5 protein-coding genes and 1 pseudogene are annotated in these 12,827 nt (G+C 61.8%); 2 read left to right on the forward strand and 4 right to left on the reverse strand.

Going from position 1 to position 12,827, the window contains the following annotated elements:
• Window positions 1-66: 66 nt before the first annotated feature.
• The 3 genes and pseudogenes from AC3RCE_RS21880 to AC3RCE_RS21890 form a co-directional block, all read right to left on the reverse strand.
• Window positions 67-432, reverse strand: a pseudogene (locus tag AC3RCE_RS21880) (IS3 family transposase); the annotation flags it as partial.
• 250 nt (window positions 433-682) lie between these two features.
• Window positions 683-4,153 (reverse strand): P-loop NTPase fold protein, encoded by a 3,471-nt coding sequence (locus AC3RCE_RS21885; RefSeq protein ID WP_492253956.1) that lies wholly within the window; start codon window positions 4,151-4,153, stop codon window positions 683-685.
• A 293-nt stretch (window positions 4,154-4,446) separates the two neighbouring features.
• Window positions 4,447-4,617, reverse strand: coding sequence for a hypothetical protein (locus AC3RCE_RS21890; RefSeq protein ID WP_492253957.1), 171 nt, complete (start codon window positions 4,615-4,617; stop codon window positions 4,447-4,449).
• Window positions 4,618-5,085: 468 nt separating this feature from the next.
• Between AC3RCE_RS21890 and AC3RCE_RS21895 the strand changes: the two genes are divergently transcribed.
• Entirely contained in the window at window positions 5,086-9,702 is a 4,617-nt protein-coding gene (locus AC3RCE_RS21895; RefSeq protein ID WP_492253958.1) for an NACHT domain-containing protein, read from the forward strand.
• 408 nt (window positions 9,703-10,110) lie between these two features.
• Here AC3RCE_RS21895 and glmS read toward each other — a convergent pair whose 3' ends face one another.
• Window positions 10,111-12,018 (reverse strand): glutamine--fructose-6-phosphate transaminase (isomerizing), encoded by a 1,908-nt coding sequence (glmS, locus tag AC3RCE_RS21900; RefSeq protein ID WP_218339844.1) that lies wholly within the window; start codon window positions 12,016-12,018, stop codon window positions 10,111-10,113.
• A gap of 139 nt (window positions 12,019-12,157) precedes the next feature.
• Between glmS and AC3RCE_RS21905 the strand changes: the two genes are divergently transcribed.
• A complete protein-coding gene (locus tag AC3RCE_RS21905) occupies window positions 12,158-12,646 on the forward strand; it encodes an Lrp/AsnC family transcriptional regulator (RefSeq protein WP_218339845.1) in 489 nt (162 codons plus the stop codon).
• Window positions 12,647-12,827 lie beyond the last annotated feature (181 nt).

The following is a 12,827-nucleotide window of genomic DNA, read 5'->3' on the forward strand; positions in this document are numbered from 1 at the left end:
GGTTAGTACGTGGATCAGATTTGGATGGAAATCCTGGGGGTTAGTGGGTCACTTCTGCGTGGAAATCAACATCTCGGGATACCTTCGTTGGCCCACACTGCCAACGACAGCCCTCCTGGCCTCAGGGATGCCTCACGCACCCATTTGGTAAGCGTTCCACGACAGGGGTAGCCCTGCGCCCTCATCGTGGCCGCGATGCATCGGTCATGGGCGAGGTAGTGCTCGATCGCCGCCGCTTTCTGAGCCGGTGAGAACTTGGGTTCTCGACCTGCGTAGCCGGCTGGCAGATCAAGACGTTGCTCGTATTCACGGAACCAGCCCTTCAAGGAATTCTTGGGTGGGGTAACCCAGCTGACGGATTGTGGGTCTGACGTGCTTGCCCAGCTTGATGTAGAGCTCAACGGCTCGGATTCGGTCTTCGTAGGAATACATGAACTACCTCCTGATAGTCCAAGTTTTCGTCCGCATCCCCAGTGTGTCACTCTTACGTGAAAATCAACGCTACTGCCGCTGCGTAGCGATTGACGCAGTCGGTCAAGCTGCCATGACCGACTGCAGCGAGGCTGAGGCTGACCTGCTGAAGTACAGGCCGGATTTGCAAGACGACTCGCCCCGGATTGACGCAAGGAGAAATCACTGGACGACTCGGCCCCAACGAGTCATCGTATGCGGTTCTGGGACTTCAGATTCGGCGTCGAGTGAGATCGAAGGAAAATCTACCGACTACGGAGAGCCAGTGCTGGATCCGTTCGATGGAGAGGTCACGCGCATCGTGAGTAAGCACCCCCTCAAGCGCGTCCTTGACTAGTTTCTTGTCTGAGAACCGCTCAATGAGTGGGCTTTGCAAGGCGTCCTCCAAAGTGCTCTCGGGCGGTTGTTCCGCGAGGAACTCGAACCAGCGAGCCGCGCGCTGCGGCGACGAGATCTGCTGGGCCAGCAGGATCATCGCAACCCTGAATTCGCCTGGGAAGTTCGCTGATCCCTCGAAGCGCATCAGCTCATTGGTCGGCACTGTGGCCTTCATGATGCGGTAGATATTGCTGAATCGCTTGGCGGCCCGAGGCGACGGGATGAAAGCGCACAGCCGCTTCGAGTACTCTGTTTCCCAAGGCTGGATGGTCAACGCCGGCTCGTCCAGGACGGGCAGCGGCGACTCGTCGGGAGTACCGGCCTTCTGCGATGCCGGCCCGGGACCGTCCTCGTTCTGGGCAACCGGCTTCGATGCGATGGCGGATGCTGGTTGAATCTGTTGGCGTGCCAACTGGCCGGCCTGTTCCTCGGGTAGAGTCATGAACTCGGACATCTTCGACCCAAGCTCAGACCCTGTTTGCTGCGCGGACATCGCATCGAACGCGGCTGGTGGCAATGTGTTGCTGTCATCGGCCGGCTTGAGCAGGGCGTCCATCATCTGCCCGAAGCCGCCGTCAGTCATCGGCCGTAAGGCATAGGGAATCTGGAAGATCTTCTCCAGGTAGTGCTGCGGCGTGGCCGTCCAGTGCTCCGATTCGTCATCATCCTGCTCCCGGCTGAGGCGGGCGACATGGTCGTCGAACTGCTTGAAGTGGCTGGACAACGAGTGCAGGAGCCACCTTGAATCCACACCGACCACGACCACGAACAGCGGGTAGGCGAGCAGCAGGTGGACGGCCTGCAACACCTCGACCACCTTGTCGGCAGGGCACCGGTCAAGATCGTCGATGTATAGCACGATGCGATCGAGTTCCGCGCGCTGTCCGGGGACGGGCTTGAGCCGATCGACCAGGATCTCGAAGTCGCGCCGGATCGTCGTGAAGATGCCCAGTTGCTTGCGGTAGTCGTCGGAGTTGTGGCGATCGCTTAGGAAGCGCGCCAGACTGATCTTCTCCCGCTCAACCTCCAGCCGGGTAATCTCGATCTGGGCTGCGGCGACCTGCTGGTCTGCCGCAGCCTTGACGGTCACGGCCTTCTGGACATCATCCTTTAGCTGGGCCTCCGCCGCCGGGACCTCCTGGCGTTTGGCCTGCAGGAGCTGGTTCACCCAGTCCCGCGCCGATTCCAAGTGCTTCCTGCGATCGCTGAAACTCGCCATGGCCTTGCGCAGCCAAGCCGCGGAGCCGGCGAGCAAGGCCGTGATCTGTGCGGAGATCGCGCCCAGCTTGACGAGCCACGCCTGGCTCTGGTCCGTTGCCAACCAGTGGTTCACTGCCACGGCCACCAGCGGGATCACGAGGAAAGCGACCAGGAGCGCCATCCACAGCGGCTTGCGCGACTCCGTGGCGACGGCACGGGCAAGGCTCACGCTGACTTCGGTCTGGGAACGAAGTTCCGATAGCGCGGCCTGCCAGTCCGTCGTGGCGGCCATGAGGTCGCCCATTCCGAGTCGGCCCGCGATACTCGCGATGGCCTTCTTCGCGTTCTCGTCTTTGTCTATCAGGCGCTTCCAGTCTGCCGCACCGAGCTCGGTGACCTTGACCGGGCGCTGCTGGCGCTCCGCTTGCGCTGCCGCCAACTGCTCGCTCTTCCTGCGCAGCTCCTCGGCGGCCTGATCCGCCTTGAGCATTGCGCTCTGTTGGTCCTGCAACGCCTGGAGCATTTGCCGCTCAATTTCCGCTCGCTCCTCGGCTGGCGTCTTGAGGCCATTAACCCGGCCGTGAAGCTTCTCCAGCATGCAGCTCACCAGGCTTGCCCACAGGTTGCTGTCGGCGTAGTGCCAGGCGTTGAACTCGATGTGCTCCACTTGCGCGCAGAAGGGCGAACTGTCGTCGAGTTTGGCGTGGTCGGAAAAGGCCTCCGCCTGACGCCGCATCTCGCCCATAAAGAAGCTCTTACCCGACCCCCAATCGCCGAACAGGCCGATTGCCAGCGGGGGGCTGACGTCGTGAGCCGTCATGATGGCGGCGAAGGTCCTGGCTTCAGCGGTGATGCCCAGGCGATCGGTGGTGTCGCCGGGTTTGTCGCTGTGGAACCCCGGCCGGTGCCGCGCGCGGCCGGCCGTCTCGCCGTTAAGACGGTGAAGCTGGCTCAACAGCTGCTCCGCCGAGTACTTCAGCCGAGGGTCGGACAGACACTGCTTGAGTGCGCCGATCGTCTCTGCGGGGACCAGTAGGCTCAGCAGATTCACGAAGTGCTCGCCCGCCTGGTAGGCCGAGCCGGCCGTGGTCGTAACGATCTCCTTGGTCACCTTGGCCGATGTCCATCGATCCAGCAGAATTGGCGCCGCCGCCTTGGCCATGGGTGGCGTGGTGAACGCGTAGAGCACGTCATACGCGAGTGGCGTCCCACTAGCTGAGGAGAACAGCATCTCGCTTAGGATTGGAACCAATGACGGTACAGGAACGATTCGCAGCGCGCGCAGCACCTGCCATACCGTCTCGAAGTCTCCGGACTGAAGCCGTTCTGTGAGCTCTGAGAGGCGCTTGGGATCCGACGGCCGCTGCATAAGCTCGGCCAGCAGGCGAATCTCGGGCTCTGAATCAGCCAATGCGTTTAGAGTCGCTTCGCTTTCGAAACTTACATCCCTGCCATAGAGGCCAGCCAGCGCCCAGAAGCGGACATTGCGATCGGGCTCGAACGACTCCTGGATGTGTTGGTGGATCAGGTCAGCATTGCCTTCTGCATCCAATTGGATCAGCGCACTGAGCATCCAGGACCGGATAGACGCAAGCCGCTTCGGTGATCGGACGGCTGCAGCGAAGTTCTCCTCGGTTCCGACGGCAAAGTCGCCGCGCAGGTGCCTGCGCAAGTTGTCGGCGAGGGTGCCGCGGTCAATGGTGTGAAACCCGTTGAGCTGCTTCAGCGCGTCCAGTCGCTCCCGATCGCTGCCGTCCTTGAGGATGTGCAGCACGTGAGCAATTCGTGCGCTGGTGGGTCGATCGTCATCCGAATCAATCAACGTCTGCGAAGACTCGCGATTAGTTTCGGAAAGGTTGAGCTCCAACCTCGATTCATCGACTGCTGCACGTATAGCGTGGAGCAACTGCTCGAGCTTGCGCTCATCATGCGTACGCATGTCTAGATAGAGACGCTGACTGAACAGACCTTGGAGCTCGAACTTCGCATTCTCGGGCGGATCGCCAATCAGGACCGGGAGGACTCGTCGTTCCGATGCCTGGAATGAGGCCACCTGCTGTTGTTGGGTGTTACCCCAGCCCCGGTCACCGAGAAATACGACCATGCAACGGGAATCGCGGAGTGCACGAGCTTCGTTGATAGGCTTACCAAGCTCAACCATGTCATGGAAGTAGTGAGTCCGAACACCCCGCTGCTTGAGCCAAGCATTGATTTCCGAGACCCGGGTTTCGCCCTCCCGGTACGAAAGAAAGACCTCAGGCTGCCGACTATCCTTATTCAATTGCACGATGCACCCCAATTTGTTGTCTGTCGCGTTGGCTTAGACTTTACTAACCTAACGCAGCCTGAGCTTGAATCAGAGATTCTGCCGGTGCCATCGGCCGGCTTTGAGCCGCCTTAGTTGCCAGCCTTCGGTTCCTGGAACACGAGTCGCAATGCAACTGGCACCGAGCGCTGACAGGTCATACCTGCGAACATCACCTGCACTCTTTGAACCTTGTGGCGGAAAAGGCCCGCCGGCGGTACATGCAGCTCCAGCAGAGCGCTGAGCGTGTTGTTGTCGTCCATGCCTGCCCCCTTGCTCTCAGCCTTACTGCGTGCCTGGTGCAACTGCCTTGCTAGGTCTTGAGGGGTTGGACCTTTCCCCGGAGAAATGACCGAATCGGCTAACCGCTCCGGCTGTGTCAGATCTTGTTCTGAGTGGTCGGTATAGCCTGGACAACCAACAACTTCTCTCGATACGGGCGGACTTTCGCTAACGGCGAGATAGGTGACTTCTTTCAGCCTACAGCAGCCCCTAAGACTCTGATGACGGTTTGGCAGCGATAGCCGTCGTCCACGGTTGCGATGCCGCTAACAGCTCTCGCTGGCATTGCGGTCGTTGACCACACGGCGTGCAGATGGAATGCGCCGCGACTGCTTCAGGCCGTCACTCAAGTCGAAACCAGAGGAGTGAACAGAGGGGATAATGGATCAGCCGGCTAGGATCGCCGCAACAGGACGCGATCTGCCGAATGCCAGCTGAAGGATATTGGAATGTCTCTGACCGGCTTGATCTTGGGCGCCAAGGTCCTCTTTGACAAAGTCAAGGATGCCGCCACGGTGGCGCTCAAGAGCACTCGTACCGTCCGCGAAGAGTTCAAGGTCGCGCGCAAGCCAGAGCTGGCAGAGCCTGTGACCGAGGCCACATTGAAAGCGCCCTTGCGGCGACTACAGTCGCCGACCGTGCACGACAACTTCGTCGATTCCGGTCAGCGAGTCGTGGCGAACGTCTTGCTGCCGTCGCAGCTGACTGATGTCAGCGCTCGCCAGTTCTTCGATACGCCCGGCATCGTCGATGCACTGCGTGAGGTTCAAGCGGCTGACGTACTAGAGCGGCCTGCGTCTTCCGAAACTCTTGAACGCCTTGCTCGCCACTATGAGGAAGTCGCCAGCGCCAATCCCCAGGAGTCGGCGGCCTTTCTCAATTCCATCCGTGCAGTGATGGTCGCCAACATCACAACGCGCGTGGACGATGTTGGTGCTGCGGCTACGACGGCCGCAGCCACTGAAGTGATCATCAACCGGATCAACCGGTTGGAATCTGATCTCGGAAAAACCGTGTCGGCTCAGTCGCAGTTCAAGGAGCCGGATGCCGAAATGCTGAAGACCTGGAAGACTGCCTTCGCCGCAGCTTCCAAGCCGCTTCTCGGATGGCGACAGGTAGTTGGCGCCGGCGCCGGTGAGCACATCGACCGACCAGAACTCGCGCGGCTGCACGAGTTGCTTGAGCAGGACGAGTCGGTCACCTGCGCGCTATTGGGTGACCCTGGCTCCGGAAAGTCTGCGCTCCTCTCTAAGTTTGCCGGTGAGCTTTCGGCCAGAGACGATCTCACGGTGCTGGCCATCAAGGCCGACCTGATCTCTGGGTCCGTGACAACCGAAAGCGACCTACAGGCCGATCTTGGGCTGCCCGAGCCGCCGAGCGTGATGCTCCGCAAACTGGCCAAGCAAGGCAAGGTCGTGCTGCTGCTTGACCAGGTTGACGCACTGGCCGACCGGCTGGATCTGAAGACTAGCCGACTCAGCCTGCTATTGACCCTTATCCAGCAGATGAGCTTCGTGTCGGGCGTCCGCGTCTTCCTGTCCTGCAGGCGCTTCGAGTTCAGTCACGACACGCGCCTGACGACCATATCTGCGCAAGAGGTCGCGCTCGCGCTACCCTCGTGGGAAGAGGTCGTGCCGATCCTTCAAGCCAACGGCGTTGCCACGAGCGGCTGGCCAGATGACGCCAAAAACGTCTTGCGTGTTCCCCAGCAGCTCAACACATTCTTGCAACTGAGAGCCCAAGGCATCGACGAGCCGGTTTCCAACTACCAGGCGATGCTCGAGCGCCTATGGAATGCCCGCGTCGTGGAGGGACAGCGGGTGCAGATCTCACAACTCGCATATCGCATAGCCGAGGCGATGGCCGATCGCGAGGAACTCTGGCTCTCGCGGCTGCTGTTCGAAGATGCGAACGATGATCTGACGGCGTTGCTGGCAACGGGGGTGATCACCGAGGGCGAGCACGGCAAGATCGGCTTTTCCCACCAGACCGTTTTCGAATACGCGCTCGCCCGTAGTTTCGTCAAAACAATGGGTGGCTTGTCGACTTACGTCCTGGGCCGCATGGATTCGCTTTTCGTCAGGCCGAAGGTGCTCTATGGGCTGACGTTCCTGCGAAATACCCAGAGCTCCGCATACGAGAGCGAGTTCAAGACGCTATGGGCTAACAAGGATCTCCGTGCACATCTGCGCTTCTTGCTCATCGATTTTCTCGGGTCGCAGGTGCATCCGAGCGATCAGGAGACCATCTACATGGTCGAAGCGTTCGGGACACCCGAGCTCCGACCTCTGGTGCTGAAGTCCGTCGAGGGCAGTGAAGGCTGGTTCAAGCGTTTGGCGAACAACATCATCCCCCAGGCGATGGCGGATGACGTGCTCGCAGAGCTGTGTTTTCCGCTGCTGACCAGGGGATGGTCGGTCGAGCCTGAGACTGTGACGCACCTTCTGACGCAGCGTTGGGCACCCATCGAGAAGAACGATCGCGCGACTCTGGCAACGCTTCGAATCGCTCCTATTTGGACTGACGCGAACCTGGGTCTCGCCAAGCTGGTGCTGCAGCGCGGCGCGCTCGGCACGATCTATGTCGATCACGCCATTGTGGAGGTCAGCTCAAAATCCCCGGCAGTCGCGATCCAGATGCTCCGTTGGTACCTGGACAGCGAGCTCGAGCGACGGACGGCTCAAGGCGCAGAGGCTGCGCGGCAGCGGGAAGAGAACCGCGCCGAGAAGCGAGCTCGCAACGAGAGCGACGAGGATGACATCCTCACCGTGTCCTTGCCGACGCGCCCGGTTCTGGACATGCTCGACGACACTAACTCCTGGGACGGACTCCAGGCCATCGCGGAGCAAGTTCCCGAGCAGTTCGTTGACCTGATTTGGCCGTGGTTCGTCAACACCTGCCGAGCCCTAGCGAGCCTGATGACTGCGGGCGATGATCGATACTTTGGCTACCCGCTCTGGTTCTACGTCGACCTGCGCTTTGAGGGCGAAGCCGCCAACGGGCTGACGCCCTCCGCGCTGCTGGAAACGATTACCTTCACGCTTGAAAAGATGGCAATCGACTCACCCGACGCGCTTGAGAAGTGGGTGAACGAGCAGGAAGGCATCGAGTTCACACCGGTGCAACGCTTGATCTCGCACGCCTTGGCCCAGAACCCGGCACGGTTTGCGAAACGTGCGCTCGAGTATTTGCTCGCCGACGACCGGCGCTTTTTTCTCGGCAGCCACCATGACAGCTGGAGTACGACCGTCCAGTTGGTCGAAGCAGTCTCGCCGCATTGGGACTCGACTCAGGTGGCAACGTTCACGGCGGCGGTCAAGCGTTACTCGCCGCCACGCCCTCCGGAGCGCAACACGCCCGAGCTGATCAAGCACTGGTCGCGCACCGTACGCCGGACCCGATTGGCAATGGTGCGCGCGTTGCCGCTTCGTGCTCGCACTGACGATCTCCAGAAAAACATCGACGCAGAGACCCGAATCTTCCCCCAGCTTCCGCGTTCCGAGATGACGGGAGGCTTCATTGGCTCGCCCATCAGCGTCGAGCAACTCCTCAAGGCCACACCCGCTGAAATCGCCAATGCGGTCAGGAAGGTGCCCGATGGCACCAACTGGGAACACCCCAATCACTTTCATCGAGGCGGCAATATCCAGTTGGCCAGAGCCATTGGCGAAGCAGCCGCGCAAAAGCCAGAACTGGGCATGGCGGTGCTCAAGTTGATGCAGCCGTCGTTCGGCCAACGGACAGCCGGCGCAATCGTTAGCGAACTCGCCAAGGACAAGATCGATTCAACCCTGCTCATGGAGACACTGGTCGACCTGCACAAAGCGGGGTTCGGAGCGTCCGACAGCAGCGAATTCCGGTATTTGGCGTGCCAGGCAGTCAACGCTCTGCTGGAAAAGGACGTCCGGCTTTCCGATGATCTCCTTGCCATGCTCGAGAGCTGGCTGGTCAGGGAAGCTCGGGAGAATGACCCGCGAGGCCCACTCGGCTTGGAGAGCAATGCTGAAGATCCACGGCGCTTCCTACTTTCCGGATTCGAAGGCGGGCAGGGGTACGATGACCCTGACTACACGCTCCTGCGCGCGATCGTCTACGCGCGCTACCAGCGGCAGGAGAAATCCCGGCTCCTCGATACGCTGAAGCAGTATCACGCCAACCCTCACTCCTCGCAGGCGTTGGAGGGCGTGCTCGACGACTTGGCGCCCCTGACGGATGCCATTCTGCCGGGCGGCAAGGCGTTCATCGGCGAACTCCTCGCGTCGATGCCCGAACTGGATGGCACCCGAGGGCCAGCTCACCTGATGGCGCGCATCTACAAGATTGCGCTACCGGAGATCGTTCCTTCGCTGCGGCGCTGGCGCGATTCATCGCGCCTGTCTGCCCGGAAGGGATACGGCGAGCTCGTGGCTGTGATCGCTATCGTGGGAGGCGATCCGCAGATGCAAGACTGGCTCACCGAGATCTGGCGCGACCCGCAGTACGGTGACGCGCGCCTGGGTGCGACCGCATCCGCGGTTCAACTGCTCTGGCACGAGTTGCCCTTCCGCCCCAAAGCAACCGAGTTGCTGATTCACCTGATGGAGCACGACGAGAAAGGGGTGTGGGAGCAATTGTTCGAGCTCTTCACCCTCGTCGATCGACTGGAATCTGAGCCCTACACGCTGGGGCTGCTCGAGGTCATCGCAGCCAAGATCGACAACGCTCCGATCCCGCAGAGTTCAGCTTTCGTTGAACGCTTGAACACGCTGTTGCCACTGCACGCGCAGCTCATTGCACGCATTGCCCGCCCTCTCATCCGCCGTTGGAAGGATCAATTGAAGGATCCGAGTTCCACACTGATCTCCTGGGGCGGCCAGCACTTCATTGACTTGGTACTGACGCTGCACGGCCTCGACGCGACCAGGCTAGAAGGGCTTGCGATGTTCGAGCAGCTCCTCGAGATTGACGCCTTCCAGGCCCGAGCAACGCTTGACGAAATTGACCATCGGATCCGCCCTCGGAACGACTCGACCTTCCGCATGCCTCGTCGGCGGTCTCAGCGTCGCGCGAAGAAGAAATTCTTCTGAGACCAAGGACAGCAAGCTGAGCGGGCATGCTCGACACCTAAAGAGGAAGCGCAATGGCGAGTCGGCCTGATCCAGGTGCCGTAGCGGGACGCGATAACGGTCACTCGTCCAGTTCAATTGCGAACGCCGGGCCTAACGGCCTATTCCGGGGGGCGAAGCTGCCGGCCAGACCGTCCCAGGTCGTTCGACCGCTTTCGGCAATAGCAGTCACCTAGAGCGCCATGGTCGAACGACCGAGATCAGCCTGAAGCAGACCGCCCCACCGCCTACACACATTCGCCACAAGGCACAAAAGGCGCCTCAACTTAGGTTCTTTTGCATTTCTTAATATGGAATATCCCCGACGAACTTTATTTGCGCCCGACTGACTTTATTTATTGGAGTCAGAACTTTATTTCTTGCAGTCACTCACTCCACCGTCACGCTCTTCGCGAGGTTCCTGGGCTTGTCCACATCCGTCCCCCGCGCGCAGGCCGTGTGATACGCCAGCAGCTGCAGCGGCACCACGTGCAGCAGCGGGCTCAAGGGCCCGTAGTGCTCGGGCATGCGGATCACGTGGATGCCCTCGCTGCTCTCGATGCGGGTGTCGGCATCGGCCAGCACGTAGAGCACGCCCGCGCGGGCGCGCACTTCCTGCATGTTGCTCTTGAGCTTTTCCAGCAGCGCATCGTTGGGGGCCACGGTGACCACGGGCATGGCGCTGGTGACCAGGGCCAGGGGGCCGTGCTTGAGTTCGCCCGCCGGGTAGGCCTCGGCGTGGATGTAGCTGATTTCCTTGAGCTTGAGCGCACCTTCGAGCGCGATGGGATAGTGCAGGCCCCGGCCCAGGAAGAGCGCGTTCTCCATGCGCGCGAAGTCCTCGGCCCAGCTGATGAGCTGCGGCTCCAGCGCCAGCACGGCCTGCAGGGCCACGGGCAGGTGGCGCATGGCCTTGAGGTGGGCGGTTTCCTGCGCTTCGGTCAGGCGCCCCTTGGATTGGGCCAGTGCCAGCGTCAGCAGGAACAGGCCGGCCAGCTGCGTGGTGAAGGCCTTGGTGCTGGCCACGCCGATCTCCACGCCCGCGCGCGTGATGTAGGCCAGCTTGCATTCACGCACCATGGCGCTGGTGGCCACGTTGCAGATGGTGAGCGTGTGCGCCATGCCCAGGCTTTGTGCATGGCGCAGGGCGGCCAGGGTATCGGCGGTTTCTCCGCTCTGGCTGATGGTGACGACCAGCGTGCGCGGGTTGGGCACGCTGGTGCGGTAGCGGTACTCGCTGGCCACCTCGACCTGGGTGGGAATGCCGGCGATCTCCTCGAGCCAGTACTTGGCCGTGCAGCCGCTGTAGTAGCTGGTGCCGCAAGCCAGGATCAACACGCTGTCGATCTCCTTGAACACGCGCCAGGCGGCAGCGCCGGGCTGGCCGTGCTGGCCCGCGCCATCGAACAGCTCGGGCACGATGCCCTCCACGCCTTCGAGCGTGTCGGCGATGGCGCGCGGCTGTTCGAAGATTTCCTTTTGCATGTAGTGGCGGTAGGGGCCCAGCTCGGCCGCGCCGCTGTGGGCCAGCACGGTGCGCACGGGGCGCTGCGCCGGGGTGAGCGCCTCGCGGCCCTTGCCCACGACCCAGTAGCGGCCCAGCTGCAGGTCCACCAGGTCGCCCTCTTCCAGGTACACGATCTGGTCGGTGACGCCCGCCAGGGCCATGGCGTCACTGGCCAGGAAGTGTTCTGAGCCATCCTTGCCCACGCCCAGGATCAGCGGCGAACCCGCGCGTGCGCCCACCACGCGGTGGGGTTCGTCCTTGTGCATCACGGCGATGGCGTAGGCGCCGTGCAACTGGGCAACCGTGGCCTGCACGGCATCGAACAGGTCGCCGCTGTAGTGGCTGTCCACCAGGTGGGCGATGACCTCGGTGTCGGTCTGGCTGGTGAACACGTAGCCGCGCGCCTGCAAGGCGGCGCGCAGCTCCTCGTGGTTCTCGATGATGCCGTTGTGCACCAGCGCCACGCGGCCCGGGGTGCCCGCCGCATCGCCCGCGCCGTGGCTGAAATGGGGGTGGGCGTTGTGCACTTCCGGTGCCCCGTGCGTGGCCCAGCGGGTGTGGGCGATGCCGGTGGCGCCATCCACATGGTCGGCCTGCACCTGTTCAAGCAGTTCGGCCACGCGGGCCGTGCTGCGCGCGCGCTGCAGGCCGGCGGGGCGTGCCGCGTCCAGGCTGGAGGCGTGCACGGCCACGCCGCAAGAGTCATAGCCCCGGTATTCGAGCCGCTGCAGGCCCTGCACGAGGATGGGAACGATGTTGCGCGTGGAGACCGCGCCGACGATGCCGCACATGGTGGTTGCCCTGGTTGGAAAGCGATGGGGGCGATGGTAGGCGGCACAGAAAGAAATTAATGATTGATATTCATCTTGTTTTGAACTTTAATTTCACTATCAATCGTTGATGAAATTTTCAATCAGTTTTCATTGAAATATGGAATCTATCGCACTCGACCTCGTGGATCTGCAGCTGCTCAACCTCCTGCAAACCGACGCCGCGCAAAGCAACCAGTCCCTGGCCGAGCGGGTGCATGTCTCCCCGCCCACCTGCCTGCGCCGGGTCAAGCGCCTGCAGGATGCCGGGCTCATCGAGCGGCAGGTCGCCATCCTGCAGCCCGACCGGCTGGCCGCCCTCCAGGGCCACGGGCTGGCGTGCATCGTCGAGGTGTCGCTGGACCGGCAGGGGGCCGAGCAGCTCGACGCGTTCGAGGCCCGCGCGGTGGCGGACGCCGCCGTGCAGCAGTGCTGGCGGGTTTCGCCGGGGCCGGACTTCGTGCTGGTGGTGCACACGCGGGACATGCCCGGCTACCTGGCGCTGTCGCAGCGGCTTTTCACCGGCGACGCCAATGTGCGCAACGTCAAGGCTTTTTTCGCCACCCGCAGGGCAAAATTTGATACAAAAGTGCCGCTATCGCTGGATTGACAAGCGCTATAAGCTATATTTTTCATAGCAACCGCCTGCTTGGCGCATCCCCCGCCAGTTCCCCCGCTAGGTGCCATGCCTTGCTGGCCTCTTGCCCCGCGGCAAGGTAAGCTGCCCCAGACTTCCACCCTCCAGCCCGCCGGGCTTCGCGCGGTACCGCATGCCGGCGGGTCCGCCAGAT

This window comes from Acidovorax sp. GW823-FHT05D11 (assembly GCF_058795695.1).

Excerpts from the sequence above, each read along its gene's own strand:
- AC3RCE_RS21895 (WP_492253958.1), top strand. The coding sequence starts at position 5,086 with ATGTCTCTGACCGGCTTGATCTTGGGCGCCAAGGTCCTCTTTGACAAA.
- glmS (WP_218339844.1), bottom strand. The coding sequence starts at position 12,018 with ATGTGCGGCATCGTCGGCGCGGTCTCCACGCGCAACATCGTTCCCATC.
- AC3RCE_RS21905 (WP_218339845.1), top strand. The coding sequence starts at position 12,158 with ATGGAATCTATCGCACTCGACCTCGTGGATCTGCAGCTGCTCAACCTC.
- AC3RCE_RS21885 (WP_492253956.1), bottom strand. The coding sequence starts at position 4,153 with ATGGTCGTATTTCTCGGTGACCGGGGCTGGGGTAACACCCAACAACAG.
- AC3RCE_RS21890 (WP_492253957.1), bottom strand. The coding sequence starts at position 4,617 with ATGGACGACAACAACACGCTCAGCGCTCTGCTGGAGCTGCATGTACCG.